General features: G+C 51.1%; 22 protein-coding genes and 1 pseudogene. 2 read left to right on the plus strand and 21 right to left on the minus strand.

Going from position 1 to position 25,762, the window contains the following annotated elements:
* Window positions 1-174 precede the first annotated feature (174 nt).
* The 14 genes and pseudogenes from map to ABEW73_RS27295 form a co-directional block, all read right to left on the minus strand.
* Window positions 175-921: a type I methionyl aminopeptidase gene (map, locus tag ABEW73_RS27230; RefSeq protein ID WP_076325344.1), complete on the minus strand. Its 747-nt coding sequence runs from the start codon at window positions 919-921 to the stop codon at window positions 175-177.
* Between the two features lie 532 nt (window positions 922-1,453).
* Window positions 1,454-1,549, minus strand: a pseudogene (locus tag ABEW73_RS27235) (TerC family protein); the annotation flags it as partial.
* A 110-nt stretch (window positions 1,550-1,659) separates the two neighbouring features.
* Window positions 1,660-2,298: a hypothetical protein gene (locus ABEW73_RS27240; RefSeq protein WP_430173785.1), complete on the minus strand. Its 639-nt coding sequence runs from the start codon at window positions 2,296-2,298 to the stop codon at window positions 1,660-1,662.
* 172 nt (window positions 2,299-2,470) lie between these two features.
* Complete coding sequence (locus ABEW73_RS27245) at window positions 2,471-3,037, minus strand: class I SAM-dependent methyltransferase (RefSeq protein WP_430173786.1); 567 nt, start codon at window positions 3,035-3,037, stop codon at window positions 2,471-2,473.
* 326 nt (window positions 3,038-3,363) lie between these two features.
* Entirely contained in the window at window positions 3,364-4,758 is a 1,395-nt protein-coding gene (locus ABEW73_RS27250; RefSeq protein WP_430173787.1) for a (Fe-S)-binding protein, read from the minus strand.
* A 16-nt stretch (window positions 4,759-4,774) separates the two neighbouring features.
* Window positions 4,775-6,244, minus strand: coding sequence for an FAD-linked oxidase C-terminal domain-containing protein (locus ABEW73_RS27255; RefSeq protein WP_430173788.1), 1,470 nt, complete (start codon window positions 6,242-6,244; stop codon window positions 4,775-4,777).
* A 407-nt stretch (window positions 6,245-6,651) separates the two neighbouring features.
* Window positions 6,652-7,842: an anhydro-N-acetylmuramic acid kinase gene (locus ABEW73_RS27260; protein WP_430173789.1), complete on the minus strand. Its 1,191-nt coding sequence runs from the start codon at window positions 7,840-7,842 to the stop codon at window positions 6,652-6,654.
* Between the two features lie 3 nt (window positions 7,843-7,845).
* Window positions 7,846-9,024, minus strand: coding sequence for a DUF1343 domain-containing protein (locus ABEW73_RS27265; RefSeq protein WP_430173791.1), 1,179 nt, complete (start codon window positions 9,022-9,024; stop codon window positions 7,846-7,848).
* Entirely contained in the window at window positions 9,021-9,716 is a 696-nt protein-coding gene (locus ABEW73_RS27270; RefSeq protein ID WP_430173793.1) for a hypothetical protein, read from the minus strand. Before ABEW73_RS27270 ends, ABEW73_RS27265 begins: the two co-directional genes overlap by 4 nt.
* A 26-nt stretch (window positions 9,717-9,742) precedes the next feature.
* Complete coding sequence (locus tag ABEW73_RS27275) at window positions 9,743-10,849, minus strand: ABC transporter ATP-binding protein (RefSeq protein WP_430173794.1); 1,107 nt, start codon at window positions 10,847-10,849, stop codon at window positions 9,743-9,745.
* 14 nt (window positions 10,850-10,863) lie between these two features.
* The gene (locus ABEW73_RS27280) at window positions 10,864-11,697 is read right to left on the minus strand and encodes a carbohydrate ABC transporter permease (protein WP_076325335.1); all 834 of its coding nucleotides are present in this window, start codon (window positions 11,695-11,697) and stop codon (window positions 10,864-10,866) included.
* A 33-nt stretch (window positions 11,698-11,730) separates the two neighbouring features.
* The gene (locus ABEW73_RS27285) at window positions 11,731-12,648 is read right to left on the minus strand and encodes a carbohydrate ABC transporter permease (RefSeq protein WP_430173796.1); all 918 of its coding nucleotides are present in this window, start codon (window positions 12,646-12,648) and stop codon (window positions 11,731-11,733) included.
* Window positions 12,649-12,778: 130 nt separating this feature from the next.
* Entirely contained in the window at window positions 12,779-14,173 is a 1,395-nt protein-coding gene (locus tag ABEW73_RS27290; protein WP_430173798.1) for an ABC transporter substrate-binding protein, read from the minus strand.
* A gap of 45 nt (window positions 14,174-14,218) precedes the next feature.
* A complete protein-coding gene (locus ABEW73_RS27295) occupies window positions 14,219-15,055 on the minus strand; it encodes a MurR/RpiR family transcriptional regulator (protein ID WP_430173800.1) in 837 nt (278 codons plus the stop codon).
* A gap of 226 nt (window positions 15,056-15,281) precedes the next feature.
* Between ABEW73_RS27295 and ABEW73_RS27300 the strand changes: the two genes are divergently transcribed.
* Complete coding sequence (locus tag ABEW73_RS27300) at window positions 15,282-16,238, plus strand: BadF/BadG/BcrA/BcrD ATPase family protein (protein ID WP_430173802.1); 957 nt, start codon at window positions 15,282-15,284, stop codon at window positions 16,236-16,238.
* Window positions 16,239-16,289: 51 nt separating this feature from the next.
* Window positions 16,290-17,201, plus strand: coding sequence for an N-acetylmuramic acid 6-phosphate etherase (murQ, locus tag ABEW73_RS27305; RefSeq protein ID WP_430173803.1), 912 nt, complete (start codon window positions 16,290-16,292; stop codon window positions 17,199-17,201).
* Between the two features lie 248 nt (window positions 17,202-17,449).
* Here the strand turns inward: murQ and ABEW73_RS27310 are convergent, their stop codons facing one another.
* The 7 genes from ABEW73_RS27310 to deoC form a co-directional block, all read right to left on the minus strand.
* The gene (locus ABEW73_RS27310; RefSeq protein ID WP_430173805.1) at window positions 17,450-18,316 is read right to left on the minus strand and encodes an SDR family oxidoreductase; all 867 of its coding nucleotides are present in this window, start codon (window positions 18,314-18,316) and stop codon (window positions 17,450-17,452) included.
* Window positions 18,317-18,549: 233 nt separating this feature from the next.
* A complete protein-coding gene (locus ABEW73_RS27315) occupies window positions 18,550-19,512 on the minus strand; it encodes an MraY family glycosyltransferase (RefSeq protein ID WP_215161904.1) in 963 nt (320 codons plus the stop codon).
* Window positions 19,513-20,026: 514 nt separating this feature from the next.
* On the minus strand, window positions 20,027-21,328 hold the full coding sequence (locus tag ABEW73_RS27320; protein WP_076325328.1) for a pyrimidine-nucleoside phosphorylase: 1,302 nt from the start codon (window positions 21,326-21,328) through the stop codon (window positions 20,027-20,029).
* A 190-nt stretch (window positions 21,329-21,518) separates the two neighbouring features.
* Window positions 21,519-22,226 (minus strand): purine-nucleoside phosphorylase, encoded by a 708-nt coding sequence (gene deoD / locus ABEW73_RS27325; RefSeq protein ID WP_076325327.1) that lies wholly within the window; start codon window positions 22,224-22,226, stop codon window positions 21,519-21,521.
* A gap of 23 nt (window positions 22,227-22,249) precedes the next feature.
* Window positions 22,250-23,428 carry a phosphopentomutase gene (gene deoB / locus ABEW73_RS27330; protein WP_430173807.1) on the minus strand — a complete coding sequence of 393 codons (1,179 nt, stop codon included), beginning with the start codon at window positions 23,426-23,428 and terminating at the stop codon, window positions 22,250-22,252.
* Window positions 23,429-23,509: 81 nt separating this feature from the next.
* Window positions 23,510-24,688 carry a NupC/NupG family nucleoside CNT transporter gene (locus ABEW73_RS27335; RefSeq protein ID WP_430173808.1) on the minus strand — a complete coding sequence of 393 codons (1,179 nt, stop codon included), beginning with the start codon at window positions 24,686-24,688 and terminating at the stop codon, window positions 23,510-23,512.
* Window positions 24,689-24,770: 82 nt separating this feature from the next.
* Window positions 24,771-25,436: a deoxyribose-phosphate aldolase gene (deoC, locus tag ABEW73_RS27340; protein ID WP_430173810.1), complete on the minus strand. Its 666-nt coding sequence runs from the start codon at window positions 25,434-25,436 to the stop codon at window positions 24,771-24,773.
* Window positions 25,437-25,762 lie beyond the last annotated feature (326 nt).

The following is a 25,762-nucleotide window of genomic DNA, read 5'->3' on the forward strand; positions in this document are numbered from 1 at the left end:
GGGCAAAGGCGACCACTTCCGTTTCTGCAGAACAATTCCGCCTTCTCCGTCGAAGTCCTTTTTGTAGGCATACTCAAGGATTCGACTGCATCACTACACGTGCATGAGCAGAGCTTTATAGCTTGTACCGTCCCACGACTCCATAGAGAGCGTTAGCCCCTACGGAGTCGCATCTTATTGTTCCGTCAGGATCACCGGGCCATCCTTTGTGATGGCGAGTGTATGCTCATACTGTGCGGACCATTTGCCATCCACCGTTCTCGCGGTCCATCCGTCTGAATCGATCTTGCATTGATATGTGCCAAGATTCAGCATCGGTTCAATCGTGATGACCATGCCCTCTTTAAGTCGTGTCCCGCGATTAGGCGGGCCGTAATGGGGTACTTGCGGCTCCTCATGCATATTTTCGCCGATGGCGTGCCCCACGAAGTGGCGGACGACCGATAAATTTTGGGATTCCGCATAGGTTTGAATCGCATGGGAGATGTCTCCGATTCGATTGCCGATCACCGCTTGCTCAATGCCGAGATACAGGGATTTCTTCGTTACGTCCAGCAGATGCTGCGCTTCTTCGGACACGTTTCCGACCGGATAGGACCAGGCGGAATCGGCGAGCCAGCCATCATACTTCACCACCATATCAATGGTAACGATATCCCCGTCCTTCAATGGCTCATGGCTCGGAAAACCATGGCAAATTACGTCATTAACCGATGCGCAGGTGGCAAAGGGATATCCGTGATACCCCTTCTGCTCCGGTGTCGCGCCGCGCTCTGCCAGAAACCGCTCGACAAATTGATCAATCTCCAGTGTTGTCACGCCCGGTTTGATCATCTTGGCAATCTGACGGTGGCATTCGGCGAGAATGTCCCCTGCCTTATTCATCTTGGCGATTTGTTCTTGTGTTTTGAGGATTATCAATTCTGCTCACTCCTTCTCATATGGCTGTTATCTCCTATTCAAATCAAAAAGCCTTAGCTGATCGAAGATTCTTGAGGACAGGCACCTGCCTCTCCCCACTCCCCGGCCAATAAGGCTGATTCACAATCACAAGGTGTATCTGCTTTCTTCTTGTCTTGTATCCAAAAAAAAGAAAAGCTAAAGGCGCCCTACATCATCTTATTCTACTCCTAAGCCAAGGGAACCTCAATCATTTCCATTAAGAATGTCTGCCTTCTGTTTATACGCGGGCGGGCACGGGCACGGGAACGGTAGCATATGCTTGCTGTATCCTCGGAGGCAGCTTCAGCTCGGCTGTAACCCAGAAAGTCATATGACTCTCCATAACCATAAACAGAATCAGGGCAGGCAGCATTTTATCTAACTTCGAACTTCATTTATTCAATGACAATCGTTTCTCCTCGTATCATAAATTATAATGTAAGGTTGCGCAGAAACGATAATTTTACACGCGAGATCACAATTCCTCTCTTTTTTCCTATGTTCATTATTCGCCATCCATGCCCCCGATATTCGTGAGGCCGGGTTCCGGCAGCGTCAGAGCAAGGGCAACGGCAGCCAAAATCACCTCAACCGCAAACGCAATATCGCAAGCTCTACCATACATACGTATCAAAAGACCAAAGGAAACAAAAAAACTTTACCCCAAAAATCGGCGATAAAGTTTCAACTCGGAAATAGGTTACAGGAGTAAACATTTTACATTCCCTTTATATTTCTCTTATTCTTCCTCCAAAAATAAAGCCATACCCCCGCTGCCAGCAGCATTACTACGGCTCCCCACAAAACGGGCTTCAGTAAGTATGAAGATTGACCTGCATGCTCGCCTTCAGCTGGAGACACGTCCTCGGCAAGCGTACCGGGTCCTGATCCCCGAGCAGATGCATCTTCGGGAGGGTATCCATCTCCAAGCTCGGTTAGCTCTTTCCCTGCAGCGGAGAGGAGTTTCGTACCATCACACATCCCTGTTCTCAGCTGACCCGATTCTATAGACGCGAACACCAGGAATTCGCTCCCTACGGCAAATTGATCATAACCGCAGCTGGCTGATGACATAGCTGTTGTAAGCTCCGTCATTCCAGCTAATTCGCCCTTCCATACTTCGGTTACCTCTAACATAACATGAACCGGATCTGCGGATGACATCACCAGCTTCGGCTTCGGGCCAACCAGCTTGGTCACTTTGCCTGCAAATATCGCTGCACTCCGTTCCAAGCTCTCCTCAACCGTAGGCTGTACAGCACAAGAACAGGCAAATACGTTGGCTGGTTTGACCGTGTACAGACTCACGAGCAGCAGCAAGCAGCTAAGCAGGATCGTAACCCTGGATTTTCTCATCAATGAATCACCTCAAACCTTAGACGGCCCCCTCCCCCAAAATGTTCCAGCTGTTATCAATAAATGCACCGATCTGGGATCTACCTCCATAAAACGTGGTGAGGCAAAAGCGCTAGACGGCGATCGATTTAAAGGGGGGAGTTCATCCAGCAAGAGGCTTCATCGACATTGGCTATTTACTGGCGATGATCAGATAATGACGCTCTGTAGGATACTCGATGCCTTCCACATGCAGCCCTGCTTGCTCCAACATTGCCTTCATTACATGCGGATCAACCCGGTTCGGACGGGGAACCCGCTTCTCAGCAGGATCCTCTTGCCACTCCAGACACAAGCATCGTCCTCCTGGTCGCAGCACTCTTGCCATCTGGCGGATGGACTCCTCCAGTTGATCGGTGATATGAAGGATCAGGGAAGCGATGACTCGATCGACAGCTTCATCCTGGAGGGGAAGCTTTTCCAACATGCCTTCCATCACCTTAATATTCGTGAGCCCCTGTTCCTGTGCACGCCCCCGCATCATACCCAGCATGGCTGGCTCAGTATCCAGCGCGTAAACAGTGCCTGTCGTTAACGCGGCTGCCGGTATGGAAAAATAGCCGGTACCTGCCCCGATGTCAAGGACATCCACCCCGCCGCTCACTTGGAGCTTCTCTAGCAGCGAAGATGCCGGTAACTCCTTCTTCCTTTCGGGACTTTCCAATCGGTCTATGAGTGACGAATCAAAACTCTCTTTCATGGTATCGCTCTCCTCCTCGCATGATTGCATTATGCTTATATGTACTAAAATGAACCCAGTGAGGGAGAACTCCCCCCATCGTTCTACCATACCGTTGATAGGAACCGATGTAAACCGGTTCGTTGCCTTATATCACTGTATCCATCCTTATATCACAGTATCCATCCTTATATCACAGTACTAATAAGATTAATGCCGGTTCGGAACCATTATATATAATAAATGGCCGCAACAGACACACCGAATGATGATAAATCAGGCTAAAAAAGGGCATCCCCACGATCATCATGACCATGAAGTTGCCCAATTTGTACAATTAGTCACGCTTATCCCTCAATCAGCACCTGCTCTGCCAGAAAATCCACGAGATGAACAGCTTCTACGCCATTTTTTTGCATACCGGCACGCTCGATCCCCCACTTCATCTGCAGCAGGCATCCCGGATTCGAAGTCACGATGACCTTGGCTCCGGTAGCCTCCACATGTTCCATCTTGTGATCCAGAAGCGTGGTCGACATTTCCGTCTGTGTCAAATTATAAATGCCGGCGGAACCGCAGCATACCTCGGCCCCCTGAAGCTCGCACATCTGTACAGCCGGAAGCAGCTCCATCAGCTGGCGCGGCTCGCCTTGTACCCTCATCACATTGCGCAAGTGACAAGAGTCCTGATAGGTGACGGTTATGGCCTCGTTCTGCGGGTTTTCCGCCTGAATCGGCGTAAGCGGCCGACCGAGGCTGTGCAGCAGCTCGGAGATGTCCTTCACCTGTTCTGCAAAACGAATCGCCGCTTGCTGAAGCCGCTCATCCGATTCTGCATGCATCAGATGATCGTATTCCTTCAGCAGTGCGCCACAACCTCCTGCATTGCTTGCAATGTAATCCACGTCCGCTTCCCCGAAAGCCCATATGTTCTGACCAGCCAGCTGCTTGGCATCGCCCATCTCACCAGCATGCGCATGCAGCGCTCCGCAGCATGCCTGCTCCTCCGGAATGACAATTTCGAACCCGGCTTGCCGCAGCAGCCGTACGGTGTTCACGTTCGTGGATGCAAACATGACATCCATAATGCAGCCACGGAACATCCCGACCCGGCCAACCTTAGCCCCAGCCGCAGGGATAACCATTAGCCTTGAACCGCTGTCTGTCGTCTCGCGGCGGTAGGGCAAGCCAGCCTTGCTCCACAGCTCTTCCAGGCCGTCGCCCGTTACGGGAGGCAGCGCCTTCTCCAGCTGTTGGAGATGGTCGGGAAACAGCTTCATGGCTCCGGAACTCCGCGCGAACTTTTGAAGGCCGGATTTCTGATAGAAGGAAAGCGTCTTGCCGATCAGCTTCAGTCTTCCGCGATGCGGGAATATCCCTTGCAGGAACGTCTTACGGACGACTCGTACCGGCAGCGAATAAGGCTTCTCGGCCGCAATCGCCGCCCGGGTCTGCTCGATCAGCTGGCCGTATTTCACATCGGAAGGACAAGCAGGCTCACAGGCTCTGCAGCCCAGACATAGATCCATCTGGCTTCGAAAGCTCTCATCCGGCTCCATCAAACCATCCACAACCGCTTTCATAAGCGCGATCCGCCCGCGGGGGGAGGCAGCTTCGAGCCCTGTTTCGAGGAAGGTCGGACAGGCAGTCTGGCAAAACCCGCAGCGCATACAGTTTGTCAATTGATCCTCATCCAGCGTCAGCTTTAGCGATTGTGCAAGCTTCTCATGGGTTGAATTCATGCGCGTTCGCCTCCTCTCACGATGTTTGGATCTTATGATCCTGATCCGAAACGGAGTCCCGCTCTGCCTGCTCCGTCCGCTCCTGGAAGACAATCCGCTTCCGGGTTTCCGCAAACAACTTGCCGGGATTCATGATCTGGTGCGGATCAATCGCATCCTTAATGGATTTCATCATCTTGATGCCGGCTTCGCCAACCTTCCATTCCAGGTAAGGAGCCTTCACGATACCGACGCCATGCTCACCGGTAATGGTGCCCCCCATGGCAATCGCCGCCTCAAAGATTTCGGCGAATGCCTGCTCCACGCGGTGAATCTCTTCCGGGTCACGGGCATCCGTCATCGCGGTCGGATGCAGATTGCCGTCCCCGGCATGGCCGAATGTGCAAATCTGCACATCGTATTTCTGGGCGATACGCTGAACTTCAAGCACCATGTCCGCAATTTTGGAACGCGGAACCGTCGCGTCCTCCAAGATCGTGGTCGGCCGCAATCGGGATAGCGCAGCAAGCGCACTCCGTCTCGCCTCCATTACCTTCGCCCCTTCTTCCGGTGTCTTAGCAATGTTGAGCTGAACCGCGCCGGAAGCAAGACATATCTCCTCCAGCTTCTTCAGATCCCGCTCCACATCATCAACATTGCCGTCCTGCTCAATCGCCAGCATCGCTTTGGCGTGAACCGGCAGTCCGATTTTGGCAAATTCCTCAACCACCTGGAGGGTCGGCTGATCCATGAATTCCAAGGTACACGGGAAAATATGATTCGCTATAATATTCGAAACCGTTCGGGCCGCCGCGTTAAGATCGTCGTAGACGGCAACCATCGCCTTCCTGTATGAAGGCCTAGGAATCAACTTAACCGTGGCCTCGGTCAGAATGGCTAGCGTTCCACCCGACCCTACCAACAATCGGGTCAAATCATATCCTGCCGCGTCCTTCACCAGTTTGCCGCCCGTGCGCAGGATGCTGCCATCCGGCAATACGGCTTCCAGGCCAAGGACATAATCCTTGGTCGTTCCATACTTCAAGCCGCGCAGCCCGCCAGCGCCCAGAGCGATATTACCGCCCATCGTGCAGATGATCATGCTGCTTGGATCCGGAGGATAGAACAGTCCTGTCTGTTCAACCGCCAGATGAAACTGCTTCGTATTCAAACCGGTCTGGAAGGTCGCGGTCAGATTATCCGCATCGATCTCCAGCAGCTTATTCATTCGGGTCATGACCACGATCAGACCGCCCTGAAGCGGAATGGTCCCGCCGCACAGATTGCTGCCTGCGCCCCGTGTAATAACGGGTATGCGGTGTTTTGCGCAAATTTTGACGATGTCGGATACTTCCTGCGTGCTTCCAGGAAAGATAACCCCGTCCGGCATCGCTTGATATAGCGGCGTAGCATCATAACTGTAAGAGACGAGACTTTCCGGATCGTCCTTGAACCACTTCCCGCCAACCACGGCGGCCAGCTGCTCGCGAATAACAGATTCCAGCACGTTGTTTCCCCCTCCCCTATACGGGTTTAACTACAGATAATCACTTTACTTACCAAATTTCTTCCTACTATAAGTTGAACTAAAAATTCTCAGCCCGAGCACCACACTACGAATACGGATTATTCTTCCGATCGCTGTTGCCCCCAGATTTCTATCAATCCATTAAAAATGGTTGAAATCCGGGTTCAGTATATGCTTCCGATGCGAGCTTTCCTTTGGAAAGCTTTCGGGCGACCGCTACCGCTTCTCCAGAATAATTCCGTCTTCTCCGTTGAGGTTCTTCTTTTCATTAGTTCAATCTATCTAATATTATCTTTGCACCATCGCTTGGCGCTTCCTTCTTGAGGTTTTTAATGAACGGTTTATGCTCGGGCTAAGCACAGGTTTATGCTCGGTTGCTTCCTCCACTATGGCAGGGCCAGCTTCCCCATAACGGTTGGGCGATCGGCTCCCGTAGCTGCAGGCAAATTGTTAGGAACACCGAGCATGAAGTCATTGCCTAGGAGTGCAAAAATGACAGCTTCTTTGGCATCGTCATCAAAGCCCAGCGCCTTGGAGGTCATGACTTTTTGTTCCGGCAGCAGCTCGCTTAACATGGAGAGCAGCGTCTTGTTGTGAGCTCCTCCGCCAGTCACGATCACTTCATCGATCTTGTAACGGGGAAACACATATCTCTCATAGCTATCCGCAATGGTATGGGCGGTAAACGCCGTAGCCGTTGCTATCACGTCCTCATCCGGAAGCTTCCTGAGCTTGGCTTGTTCCAGAAACGAAACCGCGTAATTGTGACCAAACCATTCTCTTCCCGTTGATTTGGGCGGCTCCGCGTGAAAATAAGGATGCTCCATCATCTCGCTTAACAAAGCCTGATCCGGATTCCCTCGGGCAGCCCATGTTCCGCTGTCGTCATACGAAAGCTGCCCTCCGGACAGCATATGGGCTACGGCATCCATGATCATATTGCCGGGCCCGGTATCAAAGGCCAGCACATCCACAGGATCCGCCCCTGCGGGCAGCGCCGAGCAATTGCCGATCCCGCCGATGTTCTGCAGCAGCCTTCCTCGCTGCGGGTGCCGAAACAGGATCAAATCTCCGTAAGGAGCAAACGGGGCCCCTTGCCCCCCAACCGCCATATCTGCGGGACGGAAGTCTCCTACCGTAAGTTTGCCGGTGTGCTTGGCGATAACGGAAATATCACCGATCTGTAGAGTCGAAGCGACAGCATAGGGATCGCCTTGTTCGGGTTCAGGCTGATGCCAGATCGTTTGTCCATGTGAGCTTACCAAATCCACCTCATCGATTCGCATGCCGGCATCGGCAACCGCTTCCAGGACTGCCGCCCCGAACTGATACCCTAAGTATGCATTCATGCTGCAAACAGCAGCGCTATTGGAATTCTCTTCACTGCACAAATCGCGCAGCCGCTGACGGAGCTCTGGTTCGTACGGCTTGCTGTAGTAATGCAGAAGCTCAACCGATGCGTCGAAGCCGCTTCCGTGTATGCGGACGATGGCCGCATCGATGCCGTCCAGCGAAGTGCCCGACATCAGGCCGACCACAACGGTCGGCCCTCCATCCTTCCATGGCGAGAACATCATACTTTACGCCTCCCCATACAGCAGATAAGGAGTCCGCATCGTTCTCCACAACTCCGCATCCTTGCCCCACTCGGCAACAATGCGCTGGAGTCCGGCTTCTTCGTGGATGTGCCGCCGGACATCTTCGCTGCCCGTCAGCAAATCAATAAAATACCGGTTTCGTCCCTCTGGTGGGGTAAGCCACTGGAACTGATCCGGGTACATTCGGCTGACCAGGTGCAGCAGCACAAGCCCTGTACGCACAGCTTCCACTTTTGCCGGATTCGTTACAAACAACATCACCCCGCCGCAGCCTTCGCCCTGATGCTTCGAGAAGGTGGGTGTCATGTACATGGAATGGGCATGCACACCCGGCAGTCCGTACGCGTTGAACGCCTTCGCCAGCTCTTCGCCATCGACCCATGGAGCACCGATCCATTCGAATGGCCGGGTCGTCCCCCTTCCTTCCGAAAGATTGGTCCCTTCGAAGAAACAAGTCCCACTGTACAGCCGAACCGTCTCCATCGTGGGAATGTTCGGCGAAGGCAGTACCCACGGAAGACCCGTGTCGTTATAAACCATGTCGCGCGTCCATCCTTCGAGCTGAATCACATCCAGATCACATCCGGTCCCCCGCAAGTCATTGGCCATGCGCGCGAATTCGCCGATGGTCATCCCGGTGCTAATCGGAATCTGCCATCCGCCCACCATGGATTCATATCCCGGCTGCAGCAAACCGCCTTCACAGCGCTCACCGCCAAGCGGATTCGGCCGGTCCAGGACAAGCAAGCTCTTGCCTTGCTCAGCGCATGCCTCCATGACATAGAGGAGCGTGGTCAAATACGTGTAGAAACGGACACCGAGGTCTTGAATATCGAAGATGACCGTATCCACGGTCTTCAGCATGTCAGCATCCGGTTTACGCCGCGAACCATACAGGCTGTAAACTGGCACGCCGAATACCGGGTCTACTTCATCATCGACGTGCTTACCTGCCTGCAACTGACCGCGCAGCCCATGCTCGCAAGCAAACAAAGCCGTCAATTCGGACTCGGGTAAACCTGCAATCACCTCGATAGATGAACGAAAATCCGACGTGAGCCCCGTCGGATTCGTGATGACGCCAAGGCGACGACCCGTGATTTTCTCATGCTTGATGTCCGGCAGCATCTCAATTCCGCTCCGCACGTTGCTGCTCATCATATGCTTACACCTCTCGCTTCAGAGGCTACCACACCGTCTTCCACCGGTTTGGCCTCTTCCGGATTCATTACATTATACGTAACCTTATGTTGGTATATAGCCCACATGCCATTAAACAAAAATCCAAAGCCAACGACCGTAACCATCAGCGGAATCGCGACGCAGAAGGCTTGAAAGCATGCACCCAGTGTATAGGCCGGAAACTTCAGGAACAGCTTTACACTGTGGGCCATCGCCTTGAAGATGCCCATCCCTTCCTGAATGACAAGCTGAAAGGTGTAGAATTGGGAGATGAGTGCCATCATGACGAAATAGGTTTGGAATACGCCAATCGCAAGATAGCCGATTCCTTCTTTGCCTCCGTAATACCACCAGGTGGACCATAGAATCAATGTCATCACCACGAAGAAGAAGCCCATTACGATGGCAGGTCCAAGCCCTTTAAGCGCACCTTGAAACACGTCTTTCAGCCTGGACTTGCCCCGCTCCGTCTTGCGGTGATAGGCATAACAAACACCATAGAACAGCGGCATATACAGAACCGGCAGCAGCACCAGCGCTACCCATAGCGGAACAAACATGACCACCGTCACGAGCACCAGCGAGGTAATCATGCTGTATAAGGCCACCGCCGTAATCTCACGGTAAATCTCAACCCCGGTCTTCTTCAACACATCATTCAGCTTGCGCATAGCTTTCCTCTCCTCTTCGTCGTTGTTTACCAATCGATACGCTGCTCCGTCTCAGGATCGAAGAAATGCACTTTATCAAAATTGAAAATGAAGGTTTTGTCCATGCCCGGATAACCCGTCGTTTCCGGATGAACCTTCGCAGTAACGGTCCGGCTTCCTACGCGGAAGTACACCAGGTTCTCAGAACCGAGATGTTCAACGACCTGAACCTTGGTAGAATACTTGTAATCCAGATTGGTTGTGCCTGGCATATCTTCGCCGGTAATATGCTCGGGGCGAATCCCCAGAATAAGATGCCCATTGTCGTATTGGCTCAGCGCACCCGCCATCGCGTCCGGAATGGTAAATGCCCCGCCTTCCATGCGGAGGACATTTCCTTCCTTCTTCACATCGATAAAGTTCATCGGCGGGGAGCCGATAAAGCCGGCTACGAACATGTTCTGCGGATTCGCATACAGCTCGGTTGGTGATGCGATCTGCTGGATAATGCCGTTGTTCATCACGACGATCCGCTCACCAAGCGTCATCGCTTCAACCTGATCATGCGTTACATATACAATGGTGGCTTCCAGACGCTTGTGCAGCTCGGACAGCTCTACCCGCATCTGCACGCGAAGCTTCGCATCCAGGTTCGACAGCGGCTCGTCAAACAGGAACACCTGCGGGTCGCGCACGATGGCTCGCCCTACCGCCACACGCTGACGCTGTCCGCCGGACAGCTCGCGCGGCTTCCGGTCAATCATCGACTCCAGGCCGAGAATGGAAGCCGCCTGCGCTACCTTTTGCTCAATATAAGCCTTGGGCTTCTTCAAGTTCTTCAAGCCGAAGGAGAGATTTTCGCGAATCGTCATATGCGGATACAGCGCATAATCCTGAAACACCATTGCGATATCTCGATCTTTCGGATGAAGATTGTTCACCACTCGGTCGCCGATGACGATATCGCCGGACGTCTGACGCTCAAGGCCTGCAATCATGCGCAGCGAGGTGGTTTTGCCGCAGCCGGAAGGACCGACAAATACCACGAACTCTTTATCATTGATCACAAAGTCCGACCCCGCTACAGCGGTAAAGGTCCCTTTGTTGTCGTCTACAAATTCTTTTCGTATATTACGGAATTCTACGCGTGCCATAACTTTGCCTCCTTCTAGCCTTTAACGGCTCCAATGGTGATGCCTTGCAGGAAATAGCGCTGAAGCGAGAAGAACAGGATCATCATCGGCAATGCCGCGACGGTTGCTCCAGCCATAAGTGCGCCGAAATCGGTTGTGTCCGCATACACGAAGGAAGCCAAACCGACTTGAATGGTTCTCATTTCCGTCGAATTCGTCACGAGGAAGGGCCAGAAGAAATCGTTCCAGGATGCAACGAACGTGAAAATCGCCAGTACGGCAAGACCCGGTTTAGCCATCGGAAGAATGACCTTCCAGAAGATGCCGAATTCCCCGCAAGCGTCGATACGCGCTGCATGAATCAGAGAGGTAGGCAGCGATGACATGTACTGCTTCATCAAGAAAATATTGCCCACGCTTACAATGCCGGGAAGAAGTATAGCCGTGTATGTATTCCCGAGATCAAATACGTCAATCATCAAAATATAGAGCGGAATCAGCGTCACTTGCGCCGGAATCATCATCGTGCTGAGCAAAACCCAGAATACCGCTTTGTTCCCCGGGAACTTCAGCTTCGCAAAGGCATACCCTGCGAGCGAGGCCAGGAATACGTTGGTCACCGTCAAGATGGACGAGATCAATAAGGAGTTAAAGAGCCATCTCATGACGTTGGTTTTGCCAAAAAAACGCTCGTACGGGGCCACGGAAAATACGTCCGGAATCATTTTCGGGATAAACGAAGCCGCTGATTTGGTGTCCTGCACAGAGCCAATCAACATCCAGTACATCGGAATGATCGTCAGAACACTCCATACCACCAGGATGACCGAAGCCACAATCAGCATGATCAATTTTGATCTTGATTTCATAGGTGCACCCCCTTTTAGCTTCAGAAATATGCATTAATACTCCACGTCGGACGAGAAGTATTTGAACTGAATGATGGAAATGACAATAATCAATGCGGCTAATACAAAAGATTGCGCTGCTGCGAGTCCAAATTCATAGAAATTGAAGGCGGTGCTGTAAATCAGGTAGGCGATGGTTGTGGTCGCGAAGTTCGGACCGCCCTGCGTCATCAGATACACCGAGATAAACACCTGGAAGGACGTAATGACGCCCGTCACCAGCAGATACAACGTGGTTGGTTTCATTAGCGGCCACGTAATGCGCCAGAATTTGGACCAACCGCTGGCATGGTCAATATCCGCAGCTTCATAGAGCGATTTGGGAATCCCGCCCATGGCAGCCAAATAGAGAATAATGCCCGCGCCATGCGAACCGAGCCAGTTCATCAAGATGAGCGAAAAGAGCGCGGTGTTCGATTTGCCGAGCCATATGACCGGGTCAAATCCGAACAATCCAATGAAGCGATTCAACAACCCCGCTTGGGTCGGATCGTAAATCGCGAGCCATACGACCGAGATGGTGACGCCGGAAGCAACGGCCGGCAAATACATCGTAGCCTTGAAGAACGTCTGCCATTTATTCTTCATCTGAAAAATAAAAAAGGATAACGCATACGTGATGACAATGTTAACCGGAACGGTACCGATCGTGAATAAAACCGTATTCCTCATGGATTTCCAGAACACTTCATCCTGTACCATCCGTGTGTAGTTGTCCGTTCCAATCCATTCGGAGCCCATCACGCTATATTCCTGGAAGCTCATCAGAAAGGCGGAGGCGACCGGGTAAAGCGTAAATATCAAGAACAACAGTACGGGAGCCAAAATAAATAAATACGCCCATCCATATTCGCGTAGATAACCCTTCATTGGGGGACGCGAGGGCCGGGTTTGCGCCGGGGCAGTCTGCATTTGATTTCCTCCTTTGCGCACAGGTGAAGTATTTTCATGAAGCTTTTTGAGCCTGGATTGATTGGTTTAAAAAGGGAGTGACCCGTTTTGTTCCTGCTAAGGACAACGGGACACCCCCTTATAACTTCAATTACTGTCCTAAAATTTGTTTGCCTTTATCCTTGAAGTCCTGCGCGATCTGCTCCGGTGTCTTCTCTCCCGAGAACAGCGCCTGAATGTTCGGCTTCACCACTTGCTCCTTGAACTTCTTCTGGTTACCTGAGGCATCTGCATCGAGATTCAGGGTCACCGGAATTTCTTTGAAGTTTGCGAAAATTTCCGCTGCTTTGATTGTGGATTCCGTACCGAGTCCTTTGCCTTCATAAAACTCCGCTTGGGATTTACGAACGAAAGGCAACACCAGTTCATTCGCGGAATTACCGGCTTTCGCGCCGCTCAGTCCTTCCATGATCAGGAACGTGTTCTTCGCATGCTCTTCGCCTTTATCCTTCTTCTGTTTGAAAGCGACATAGCCTTCACCAAACATGGATGTCTTGCGCTCCGCCCCGTCATTATGCGGAACCGGCAGCAGGACGAACTCGATTTTCGCGCCTTGGACCGTACCGCTGTCAATATCCTTCGCGCGGTTCTGGAGCATCACATCGTAGTAAGGAATCGCTTTGGACACAACCGCGGCTTCCTCTGCATAGAACAGATCCATCCGTTTCGCCGGCGTAATCGCGGCAGTCTCGGCAGGCAAATGCCCGGCTTTCATCAGATCGGACACGAATGTCATCGTATCCAGAATCCGCTCGTCGTTCCATTGGAATTCGCCTTTATCGTTCAGAACGTCCGGCATGCCGTTGCTGCGTGTCAGCATTTCCATGAAATCCAGGGAAGTACCGTCCGTCACCAGAGCATACTGCGTATTTCCGTTCGGAAGCTTCTTGGTCAGCTTCTCGGCTGCTGCCTTAAATTCGGTCCAAGTCCAGCCGTTCTCTTGAATAGCCTTCCAGTCGATGCCTGCTTCTTCAAGAATCTTCTTGTTTCCGCCCCAAGCCCAGAGGGATTGGTACAGCGGAAGTCCATATTGTTTGCCCTGGATTTGGCCCAGCTCAAGCGTTCCCGGCAGGTAGTCGTTTTTGATCTCGTCTGTAATATAAGGGGAAAGCTCCAGTGCAAGGCCCGTATCCACATAAGCTCCATCCACCGCGTGGAAATAGAGGTCAGGCGGGTTACCGGCATTCAAGGCCACGTCGAACTTCTTCGGACCTTCAGCCCAGGAGAGCACTTCGGTTTGGACCGTAATGTGCGGATATTTTTCTTTCAGATCCGCCACATGCTCTTTCAACTCATCTTCGTATTTACCATGAACCGGATAGGTCCAGACGACAACCGTATCCTGCTTCGGTGCAGCCTCACCGTTTCCTTCCGAAGAGGTCCCGGATCCGCCTTCCGGAGTTTTCGCCCCGCCGGATCCGCCGCAAGCTGCGGTAAACACGAGCATCAAAGAAGCCAACAATGTAAGCCAACCTTTTTTCTTCATGTACTACTCCCCTTATCATTTATATATTTGTGGTTTCGCTATGAACTACAACCGCTTGATCGCTTGCCGGCTCTCATCCAGGTATTTCACTGAATTCTCGTAATTCCGACTGGCGACGCCAAGATATAAAATATCGATAAGATTAAGCTGCGTAATACGAGAGGACATCGCGCCACTGCGAATCTCGTTCTCCGTGGAGGAGGTGTACAAGGGAATGTCCACCGATCGGCTCAAGGTAGAATCACCGTATTTGGTAATGCCAATCGTCTTGCATCCCTTCTCCCTCGCAATGGCTGCTGCGCGGATCACTTCATCCGTTTCACCGGAATAGGAAATGCATACGGCCGCATCATCTGGCGTCAGCAGCACCGCCGAGGTGAGCTGAACATGAGGGTCCGGAAAAGATATGCATACCTTATTAATCCGCAAAAATTTCTGTTGGGCATCCATCCCGATCAGATTGGAAGCCCCTACCCCGAACATGAAAATGCGCTTCGACTGATCGAGGGCCAGAACGGCCTCTTCCACCTTCCCTTCCTCCATAATCTTCATCGTATCCCGAATCGATTGAATGTTGTTGTTCGAGACGTTCTGTATAATTGCAGAAATGCTGTCATTGGGCCGGATATCCTGATACCCGGTGGCTAATGGCTCCTGCAAGTCTCCAGCTACCTTCAGCTTCAGATCCTGATAGCCTTTGAAACCCATCGTTTTGCACAAGCGTACTATGGCAGCCTGACTGGAACCGCTTCGGACTGCAAGATCCGCGACCGACATCTGTATCATCTCTGCCGGTTCCTGCAAAATGAAGGCTGCAACTTTGCGCTCGGACGGATTTAATGAATCATATACCTCACGCAATCGAACCAATCCGCCGTTCATTTCTTGCCCCCCCTTTACAAATAATCCTCTGACGATCACCCATATGTAATATTACTTTACACAACTTGAACGAAAGCATGACTGGCACCGCTTTCAATATCAGTGGATTGAGTTTATTATAAATTGTATGAAATTATATTTCAATACATAATTCATGATTTAAAATTTTATTTTACAACACTTCTGTTTTCTCCTATACTGGATATAGAAAGCGAAGTGGTTCAATATGGAAATTTTTATCGGTGTGGATGGTGGCGGTACCAAGACCGAAGCAACCGCTATCAATAGCGCTGGAGAAGTGTTTTCCCGGTTTACCGGAGGTTCCACCAATCCTTACATTGTAACCTTTGATAAAGCGATGGAGGAACTCCGAACGGTGTTGGATGGGCTTCTGGCACCTTTTTTTAATAAGTCATTATTATTTACATCAATATGTCTTGGAATGTCAGGGATAAACTCTGCAGAAGAACGACGTCGTGTTCAGTCCTTCCTTCATTCTTATTTCCAGCAGCGGCAGCTCTCGATGCGTATTTACATGCGCTCGGAAGCCGAAATTTCATTAATGGCCGTACTGGAACGACAGTATGGAATACTTGCGATCTCGGGAACCGGATCCAATACCTACGCTATAACCAAATCGGGAGACATCCACCGCGTCGGTGGCTGGGGACATCTTCTCGGAGACGAAGGCAGCGGCTATCAGATCGGACTTCAGACTCTGAAATCTGTCATTAAGAGCCATGAGGGCATTTTACCACCCACCATCATGAGCAGCCTGATTGTTGCAGCCTATCCTCTCCAGCATATTACCGATCTCAAATCTTACATTTACCAGCCCGTTATAACGAAACAGGATATCGCTTCTTTCGCCCGCTGCTGCATAGAAGCAGCCCAAGCCGGTGATGAAGCAGCAAACCGTATCATCCGGCAGCAGGCAGAAGAACTGGCCGATACAACAAGTGCTCTCATCAGACAGCAAGCTGAATTCGCAGAGAGTGAACTTGTGCGGATCGGCTCGATCTTCAAGCATTCGCCATTGTTCAGGGAAACGTACACTAGCATTCTGTTAACGCGTTATCCCCGCCTCCGGTTCCCCGAAGGAAATCGCGAACGTACACCCGCCCATGGTGCGGCCCTGTTAGCCTACAAGTTATTTGCAGACGGCGTCTCTGACTTGCTATAGCTTTACATCAGTGCCCGTCCATATTCCAAGGCAAAAAAGGAGACCTGTCTCATGACGAATATTCTAAGTCAATTGACAACCGAACAACCTCATGAAAATACGCAGAACATTGATCAGTTGAGCTCAGAACAAATTATGATCCTCATCAATAGCGAGGATAGCCTGATCACCGATGCGATCCGCGAGCTTATTCCTCTTATAGCCAGAGCGGCAGATCTCGTAGTAGAAGCTTTCCAGAAGGGAGGCAGATTGTTCTATATAGGTGCCGGAACCAGCGGTCGAATCGGGATTCTGGATGCATCCGAGTGTCCGCCTACCTACGGGACAGACCCTTCCATGGTGCAGGGATTGATCGCAGGTGGCTTTAGAGCCGTGAAGGAAGCTATCGAAGGTGCCGAGGATAGCGAAGAGTTAGGTGAACAGGATATCCATGAAAACGGGATCAACGAGAAGGATGTTGTCATCGGCATCGCTGCAAGCGGCCGCACGCCCTATGTTCTTGGGGCAATGAGACGCGCCAAAGAGTGTGGAGCCGTTGTCATCGGACTCTGTAATAACTATGAATCGCCGATGCATCAGTACGCGGATTTTGTAATCGAAGCTGTTGTCGGACCGGAAGTGATTATGGGCTCCACGCGGATGAAAGCCGGTACTTCGCAAAAGCTGATTCTGAACATGCTGACAACGACCGCCATGATTCGCATCGGCAAGGTGTACAAAAACCTGATGGTCGACCTCAACCCGTCCAATAACAAGCTTGTGCATCGCGCCAAACGCATCATCACCCTGGCAACGGGAGCATCTGAGGATGCTGTGGAGAAGGCATACCATGAATCCGGCGCCCATGTCAAAACCGCCATCGTGATGCTGCTGGCTAATGTCAGTGCCGCAGAAGCGTCCAAACTCCTTGACGGTACCAGCGGATTTGTTCGAAGCGCGATCGATATGAAAACGACGAAGTAACATAACGCGTGTTTCTATGGCCTATCATGAACTTCGATCGTAAAATGAAACGGGATATCCCAAGATCATGTTGATCTGGAGATATCCCGTTTATTTGTTAGCCAGCATGGACCTTCATTTACTGGTAGTTGTCACCATGATGATGGGCCGATTGGTCTCGTCGCTCTTTGATGACTGATCATGCCCTCATCAGGATCATTCAGCTTTAGCCCCACTCATAGAATCGAACCTTCTTGAAACGCATAAGTTCATCGACCCTTGTCCGACTTCCAGCCTACCTGTTGTTCACTCCATGCCCACAGACGAGCGGCAAGTTTCGGATCCCTTGCCTTCTCGGTGGTCTTGGCCACTTTGCATTTGACGTAATATTCCCCTGTCACATGCTCCACTTCAGGGCTTGAAGCCAAGTAAATCGCTGTCCGTGCTCCTTCCTGCGCGGTTAAGAAGAACGGACCAAGCAGCTTATGGACCGCTTTGCCAAAGCCTGTATCCCGGTTCACGCCAATGCTCGTACTCACTGCACCGGGATGAAGCGTATTGACCGTTACCCTTGTCGGCTGCAGCCGACGGGCCAGCTCTTTCGTGAATAAAATATTCGCCAATTTGGACTGCGCGTAACCTTTGACCACATTGAATCCTTTACCGAGATTAGGGTCATCAAAGTGGATGTTGCCCACCTTATGCGCGCCAGAGGATACGTTCACGACCCTCCCCTGGCGGGCGCGTTGAAGAGGCTCCAGGAGTTCGTTCGTCAGTAAAAAATGCCCCAGGTGATTAACCCCCATCATGGCTTCATATCCGTCCTGCGTCAATTCCCGCTTGAGGGTGACCACACCCGCGTTGTTCACCAAAACATCGAGCCTGTCGTATTTGGCCTTAAAGTCGGAAGCAAAAACTCTGATGCTATCAAAAGAGCCCAAATCCAATGTCATCAGCTCGATATTCGAGTTGCCGCTCTCTTGCAACGCTTGCCGAAGAGCCGCTTCTCCTCTGGCTTGGCTCCGACAAGCCATGACGACGTGCGCTCCCCCTTTGGCCAGCTCTACGGTTGTCGCCAGGCCCATTCCGGAGTTCGCTCCTGTTACGATGATGATTTTCCCTGTCATGTCATGCATCCACAGACCTCCTGTTTCGTATACCTTCTACCATTGTAATAAGAAAAACGTCTATCGACGTACTTTCTCAGAAGACAGACCGCATTTAGCGGAAGTTTTTCTTGCGAGATCAGGATGGTAAGCCTCTGAAGTTTATACTTTCTTATCTCTAAAAAAAGTCCCGCCACCAACATTCACTTGGAGACGAGACTTAATTAACGTACTGGAAAAAGCTTATGGCAGGCATAAACGCCTCAGGCGCCACCATTCATCGCAAGTATGATGGCAGCCAGACCGAAACAGAGATTGAGCAAGCACAGAAATACTAGTGTCTGCTTCTGATTGAGTCCCGTTGCCAGCAAACGATAATGGGCCTGGGATGCATCGGCCTGATAGATCGGCTTCGACTGAAGCATTCTGCGGATGACCACGATGATGTTATCGAAGATCGGCACGCCCAGCGCGAAGATTGGAACGAATAAGGACGCCAGGGTTGCACCTTTAAACGCACCATCCAGTGCAATAATCCCGAGTATAAACCCAAGGAAAGTGGCTCCGGCATCCCCCATAAACACTCTGGCCGGCGGCTTGTTGTATTTTAGATATCCTAGCGCGGCACCTACAAGAATAACGGCGAGCAGCGCAGATTCGCCTCTGCCCAGCGTAATCGCCACAACAAACAGCGTACCTCCGGATATGGCGGAGAGCCCTCCTGCCAGACCATCGATACCATCCGAGAAATTAATAACCGTCGTAACGCCGAAGATCCACAGAATCGTTAAGATCAACTGCAGCCATTCCGGCAGGTTAATATAGTGACCCGTAAACGGATTGTTGAATCCTTCGAACGCGATGCCATAGCTGTATACGACAACGGCTGCGCTGACCTGTACAATAAGCTTCGGCAGCGAAGCCAGCTCCTTGCCCTGGGACTTATACCAATCGTCCACGAGGCCAATCCCGAGAATCAAGGCGCTACCGATAAAGATACCTACCGCTTCCCTTGAAATGACGCCGGTAAGTGCAAAATAAGTGATGAAAAATCCGATGAATATGGCGATGCCCGCCGTTAAAGGTATCGGCTCGCGGTGTATTTTCCGCTCACTGTCCGGCCTTGGCTTGTCCACAAAATCAAGCTTGATCGCAAGTTTACGAAATGGTGGAATCAGTACCAATACCAGCACCATAGATATGACAAACGCTGCAAAATATAGCATAGTTTCCTCCCAATAAATGATGAATAATGGAGAACATTGCAATCTAAGTATATGACTTATCTTGAACTCTATCAACCTATTAAAAAGAAAAGACTGCTGCATTAGTAGAATTTCTACTTAGCAGCAGCCCTCCCGGACTTTACAGGTTAGGACTCCTTCTTCACCGCAAGTCCGATGATCATAACGATAAGTGCCAGCAAAGCAATCAACTGATCGATGGTCATGGCCAAAAGCCTCCTTCAAGCAGGATGGCTCTTGCCCGGGCTACACATCTCCCTCTCCCGTTAAATGCCTTACGTTTTCCCACTACCATCCTATGAAGGCTTCCACCCGTTTTATGACGGGGACCGCAAAAAAACCTGCCCCCGTTTATAAAAAACGGAAAGCAGGTTTCATCAGCTTCGCTTTGAAAATGAGACACGGGTATAGGGATGAGCGATTCGCACGAGCAGTGGGTGCTCACCCGGTGGTCCCCAGTACTCGTTTATGACTCTTTTGGGATTAAGGCTTCACCTTACTCCGTCACAATGTCATAAATCAATACAGGTGCATCCGCATGATCTGCAATCCGAATGCTCTCATACAGCTTCTGCTTCACATCATCTACGTTCTCGCGGTTAGCATGAATGGTTACGAGGGAATCACCCTTCTTCACGGCATCGCCGACCTTCTTGTTCAGCATCAGGCCTACAGCCAAGTCAATCTCGGATTCCTTCGTTGCACGACCGGCTCCAAGCAGCATCGCTGCGGTACCGATCTCATCCGCTACCAGCTCCGCGACAACACCGTCCTGTTGTGCAGGAAGCTCAATCAGATATTGCGCCTTCGGCAGTCGGTCGGGGTGATCCACCACGGACGGATCTCCGCCCTGGTTCTGGATGAATTCCTTGAATTTCTCCAATGCCTTGCCGTTGCGGATAACCTCTCTTAACATCTCTTCGGCATCTTCAAGCGAATCTGCCTTCTGAGCAAGGAAAACCATCTGCCGGCCTAGAGCCAGGCACAGCTCCTCCAGATCCTTCGGACCCTCGCCGCGAAGTGCATCGATTGCTTCCTGTACTTCCAGCGAATTGCCGATCGCAACCCCAAGCGGCTGACTCATATCGGAAATGACGGCCATCGTTTTGCGGCCGACATTGTTGCCAATGCTAACCATGGCGTGTGCCAATTCCCTGGCATCCTCCACGGTTTTCATGAACGCGCCTGCTCCGGTTTTAACATCCAGTACAATCGCATCCGAGCCTGCAGCAATCTTCTTGCTCATAATGGAGCTGGCAATCAGCGGAATGGAATTGACGGTAGCCGTGACATCCCGAAGCGCATACAGTTTTTTGTCCGCCGGGGTGAGGTTCCCAGTTTGGCCGATGACGGCGATTTTATGTTGATTCACAAGGTTCACAAATTCGTCTTTGCTGATCTCCACATGAAATCCTTCAATGGACTCCAGCTTGTCAATCGTTCCTCCGGTATGGCCGAGGCCGCGTCCAGACATCTTCGCTACGGGAATATCCAGTGCCGCTACAAGTGGAGCCAGAACGAGTGTCGTGGTGTCGCCTACGCCCCCGGTGGAGTGCTTATCAACCTTGATTCCCTCAATTGCGGACAGATCAATCGTTTCTCCGGAGTTTACCATTGCCATCGTCAGGTCCGCCCGTTCCCGGTCGGTCATGTCCTGGAAATAAATCGCCATGTTCATGGCGCTCACCTGATAGTCGGGAATATCTCCCTTGGTATATCCGTCGATGAAGAAATTGATCTCTTCTGTTGTCAGTTCCTTGCCGTCTCGTTTCTTCGCAATTAAATCAACCATTCTCATCGTACATTCTCCTCACTGTTTGCGATGATTGTATTTCTTCCACGGGCATCACTACAAATGCGGATTGTTCTTCCGATCGCTGTTGCCCCCGGATTCCTCATATATTATTAATATTGTTGTAATCCGTGGGCAAAGGCGACCGCTTCGCTTCTCCAAAACAATTCCGCCTTCTTGGCTCAGGGCAGTTTCCTTACAACGAAATCGCCGTATCCAGCGCGACTTCCATCATCTCGTTAAACGTCGTTTGGCGCTCCTCGGACGAAGTCTCTTCCCCTGTCAGCAAATGGTCACTTACGGTCAGGATCGTCAGGGCATTCACACCGAATCGTGCGGCAATCGTGTAGAGGGCCGTTGTCTCCATCTCTACGCCCAGCACGCCGTGCTGCATCAGCTTCTCAACCACGGATTTGTCCTCACGGTAGAACACATCGGACGTGAACACGTTACCGACATGCATCTTGAGACCCTTCTCCTTGCCGCGCTCATACGCGCCGAGCAGCAGCGGAAAGCTGGCGATCGGGGAGAAATCATAACCGTTAAAGTGGTGACGGTTCATGCCGGAATCCGAGCAAGCCGCCTGGGCCAGTATGACGTCGCGTACACGAACATGCTCCTGCATCGCACCGCAAGTTCCGACTCGGAACAAATTTTTGACGCCATAATCCCGGATGAGTTCATTGACATAAATCCCGATGGAAGGCACACCCATGCCCGAACCTTGCACGGAGATGCGTTTTCCTTTGTAAGTTCCCGTAAATCCGAGCATGCCCCGCACTTCGTTGTAGCAGGTCACATCCTCCAGATACGTTTCGGCAATAAATTTAGCCCGCAGCGGGTCGCCTGGCAGCAGAATCGACTCCGCAATATCTCCAGGTTTCGCTCCAATATGTGTACTCATGTCCCATTCCTCCACGTTTTCGATTATTTCAAATCATCCAAAAAGCTTGTTCCGTGCTCTGGCAGCTTCACGCTAAAGTTGTCGGCAACCGTGGCGCCAAGATCAGCAAAGGTCTTGCGAAGCGGCAGTTCCTTACCCTCAGCAAAACGTGGAGAATAAACAAGCAGCGGTACATATTCACGTGTATGGTCCGTTCCTTTGTAAGTCGGATCATTCCCGTGGTCGGCCGTGATGATCAGCAAATCCTTTTCCGTCATTTTCTCAAATACCTCGGGCAGACGCTGATCGTAATCCTCCAGCGCTTGACCGTATCCTTTCGGATCGCGGCGGTGCCCATACACGGCATCGAAATCCACGAGGTTTATGAAGCTCAGTCCCTTGAAGGGTTCATCCAGGGTCTGCACCATTTTGTCCATACCGTCCATATTCGATACGGTTCTGATAGCCTTCGTAATGCCTTCACCATCATAAATATCGGAGATTTTCCCGAGGGCGATGACGTCAAGACCAGCATCTTTCATCTCGTTCATCGTCGTACGTCCGAAAGGCTTCAAGGCATAGTCATGCCGATTCGCCGTACGCTTGAAGCTCCCCACCTCGCCCATGAAAGGACGGGCGATGATCCGGCCGAGCATATAAGGATCTTCCAGTGTGATTTCGCGGCAGAACTCGCAAATTTCGTACAGCTCCTTGAGAGGAACCACATCTTCATGCGCAGCGATTTGAAGCACGGAATCGGCCGAGGTATAGATGATCAAAGCCCCCGTTTTTACGTGCTCTTCGCCAAGCTCTTCGATAATCTCCGTTCCGCTTGCCGGCTTGTTGCCGATGACCTTGCGTCCTGTCTTCTCTTCGATGCGCTGGATCAGCTCTTCTGGGAATCCGTCTGGGAATACGCGGAAAGGCGTATCGATATACAAGCCCATGATCTCCCAGTGGCCTGTCATGGTGTCTTTGCCATTCGAAGCTTCCTGCATCTTCGTATAGTAAGCCCGAGGTTTATCCGCGATCGGGACTCCCTCTATCTCCCGAATGTTGGACAGCCCAAGCGCTGCCATATTCGGCATGTTGAGCCCGCCGCATTCGCGGGCGATATGCCCCAGCGTGTCAGATCCGATATCATCGAAATCAGCCGCATCCGGTGCTTCACCGATACCTACAGAGTCCATTACGATCAAGTGAATTCGGTCAAAACGTTCCATATCTAAGTGTTCCCCCTCATATATGAGTTGTTAAATCAAACTATCCATAAGGCTCGCTTGTCGTAGTCCTTCATACATGGCTTACAGGAACAGTCCGGTAATCGTGGCCGACAGCACGCTCACCAGCGTTGCGCCGTACAGCAGCTTGAGACCGAAGCGCGCAACCACGTTCCCCTGCTTCTCGTTGAGGCCTTTGACCGCGCCGGCAATGATGCCGATCGAGGAGAAGTTGGCAAAGGACACCAGGAATACCGATACGATTCCCACGGTGCGTTCGGACATATTCGTGAAGTTAGCCAGGTTGAGCATCGCAACGAACTCATTCGATACCAGCTTCGTAGCCATAATGCTGCCTGCATCCACTGCCTCATTCCAAGGGACGCCCATGACAAAAGCAAATGGAGCAAAAATGAATCCTAACAGCTCTTGGAAGGTAATCCCGAAAATGATGTCAAAGATGCCGTTGATCATCGCGATCAACGCAACGAAACCAAGAAGCATCGCTGCAACGGTAATCGCTACCTTGAAACCGTCCATGATGTACTCGCCCAGCATCTCGAAGAAGGATTGCTTCTCTTCCTCCTGCACCTCCAGGATATCCTCATCCTTCTCTACCTTGTAAGGGTTGACGATGGAAGCGATGATAAAACCGCCAAACAGGTTAAGCACAAGCGCGGTCACTACGTAGCGCGGCTCGATCATCGTCATATACGCGCCGACGATCGACATCGATACGGTGGACATTGCGGAAGCACATAGGGTATACATTCGCTGCTTCGGAATGAGGGCAATCTGTTTTTTTACCGAAATAAACACCTCGGATTGCCCCAGAATCGCGGAAGCTACGGCGTTGTAAGACTCCAGCTTGCCCATGCCGTTGACTTTACTCAAGACGAGACCGATATATCTTACGATAAACGGCAGTACCTTAATATATTGAAGTATACCAATCAATGCAGAAATAAACACGATCGGCAGCAAGACATTCAGGAAGAATGGCCCCGCACCTTCATTGGCAATGCCGCCAAACACAAACTCGATCCCGGCACCGGCGTAGCTCAGCAGTGCTTCAAACGTACTCGCTATCCCTTTAACAAGATACTCGCCGATATTTGTGTTCAGCAGTATAAATCCAAGGATCAGCTGCAGCACAATCATGACAGCCAGCGGACGGTAACGGATGTGGCGCTTATCATTGCTGATAAGGAACGCAAGACCGAATACGACCAGCAAACCTAGTATGGCGATTAGAAATTTCATCGTCGTTGTTCCCCCATAGGTGTATTTTTTTGTTATGGCATAGCTACCGAATCATCGAAAATCGTATACGCCAAAAAACAATTTAGTAGGAAGAGCTGGATTGGCCGCCCTCCATGATTTTTACACCGGAGCTGGCACCGATACGCGTTGCACCCGCTTCGATCAAACGGTCCATATCTTCCTTGCTGCGTACGCCGCCGGAAGCCTTCACGCCGGTGTTCTCGCCAACGGTTTTACGCATCAAGGCCACGTCTTCCGGCGTCGCTCCGCCCGTGGAGAACCCTGTTGACGTCTTCACGAAATCGGCTCCTGCTTGCACAGACAGCTTGCTTGCACGCACCTTTTCTTCCTCCGTCAGAAGGCTTGTCTCAATGATAACTTTAACCAGAGCTTTGCCTTTCGCCGCATCCACTACAGCCTGAATATCGTTCAATACAAACTCATCGTTACGATCTTTAAGCGCTCCAATGTTGATTACCATATCAACCTCTTTAGCCCCGTTAGCGATAGCGTCCTTCGCTTCAAAAGCTTTTACCGCCGATGTCGTAGCTCCCAGAGGGAAACCGATGACCGTGCATACTTTGACGTTGGTGTCCGCTAGCTGCTCAGCACAGTAGGATACCCAAGTCGGGTTCACACAAACCGAAGCAAATCCGTACTTTTTAGCCTCATCCGTAATTTTCGTAATCTCGGCTTGGGTTGCATCCGCCTTCAAGAGCGTGTGGTCGATCATTCCTGCTATATTCATCTGGTTAAAACACTCCTTAATCTGTTTTTTTTGCAATCTTGTAAAAGCGCTATCATAACGCTTAATCCTTTAGACGGGACCATCATATCACAGCCTTGAACATATGTAAAATACATATTGAAAATATGTTCACTCCGATTTATGGCAATGATATTTATCATTGTTGACTAAAATGACAATTCATCATTCAGGAATAATCTAACAATTCACTCCGTTTACTATGCTCTATACCCGATCAGGGTAAACATAAACAAAATATAAGCCCCTCTTCCTGTACAGAGAGCTATTTTCAACGCACTAAAAAACACCTCATCCAGGCGAGTGCG

The organism is Paenibacillus lautus, from assembly GCF_050482385.1.
Classification (GTDB): Bacteria; Bacillota; Bacilli; order Paenibacillales; family Paenibacillaceae; genus Paenibacillus_AQ; species Paenibacillus_AQ lautus_B.

Bases quoted from the DNA above. Each gene is read 5' to 3' on its own strand.
- ABEW73_RS27240 (WP_430173785.1), bottom strand. From the start codon at position 2,298: ATGAGAAAATCCAGGGTTACGATCCTGCTTAGCTGCTTGCTGCTGCTC.
- ABEW73_RS27245 (WP_430173786.1), bottom strand. From the start codon at position 3,037: ATGAAAGAGAGTTTTGATTCGTCACTCATAGACCGATTGGAAAGTCCC.
- ABEW73_RS27250 (WP_430173787.1), bottom strand. From the start codon at position 4,758: ATGAATTCAACCCATGAGAAGCTTGCACAATCGCTAAAGCTGACGCTG.
- ABEW73_RS27260 (WP_430173789.1), bottom strand. From the start codon at position 7,842: ATGATGTTCTCGCCATGGAAGGATGGAGGGCCGACCGTTGTGGTCGGC.
- ABEW73_RS27265 (WP_430173791.1), bottom strand. From the start codon at position 9,024: ATGATGAGCAGCAACGTGCGGAGCGGAATTGAGATGCTGCCGGACATC.
- ABEW73_RS27270 (WP_430173793.1), bottom strand. From the start codon at position 9,716: ATGCGCAAGCTGAATGATGTGTTGAAGAAGACCGGGGTTGAGATTTAC.
- ABEW73_RS27275 (WP_430173794.1), bottom strand. From the start codon at position 10,849: ATGGCACGCGTAGAATTCCGTAATATACGAAAAGAATTTGTAGACGAC.
- ABEW73_RS27280 (WP_076325335.1), bottom strand. From the start codon at position 11,697: ATGAAATCAAGATCAAAATTGATCATGCTGATTGTGGCTTCGGTCATC.
- ABEW73_RS27285 (WP_430173796.1), bottom strand. From the start codon at position 12,648: ATGCAGACTGCCCCGGCGCAAACCCGGCCCTCGCGTCCCCCAATGAAG.
- ABEW73_RS27290 (WP_430173798.1), bottom strand. From the start codon at position 14,173: ATGAAGAAAAAAGGTTGGCTTACATTGTTGGCTTCTTTGATGCTCGTG.
- ABEW73_RS27295 (WP_430173800.1), bottom strand. From the start codon at position 15,055: ATGAACGGCGGATTGGTTCGATTGCGTGAGGTATATGATTCATTAAAT.
- ABEW73_RS27300 (WP_430173802.1), top strand. From the start codon at position 15,282: ATGGAAATTTTTATCGGTGTGGATGGTGGCGGTACCAAGACCGAAGCA.
- murQ (WP_430173803.1), top strand. From the start codon at position 16,290: ATGACGAATATTCTAAGTCAATTGACAACCGAACAACCTCATGAAAAT.
- ABEW73_RS27310 (WP_430173805.1), bottom strand. From the start codon at position 18,316: ATGCATGACATGACAGGGAAAATCATCATCGTAACAGGAGCGAACTCC.
- ABEW73_RS27315 (WP_215161904.1), bottom strand. From the start codon at position 19,512: ATGCTATATTTTGCAGCGTTTGTCATATCTATGGTGCTGGTATTGGTA.
- ABEW73_RS27320 (WP_076325328.1), bottom strand. From the start codon at position 21,328: ATGAGAATGGTTGATTTAATTGCGAAGAAACGAGACGGCAAGGAACTG.
- deoD (WP_076325327.1), bottom strand. From the start codon at position 22,226: ATGAGTACACATATTGGAGCGAAACCTGGAGATATTGCGGAGTCGATT.
- deoB (WP_430173807.1), bottom strand. From the start codon at position 23,428: ATGGAACGTTTTGACCGAATTCACTTGATCGTAATGGACTCTGTAGGT.
- ABEW73_RS27335 (WP_430173808.1), bottom strand. From the start codon at position 24,688: ATGAAATTTCTAATCGCCATACTAGGTTTGCTGGTCGTATTCGGTCTT.
- deoC (WP_430173810.1), bottom strand. From the start codon at position 25,436: ATGAATATAGCAGGAATGATCGACCACACGCTCTTGAAGGCGGATGCA.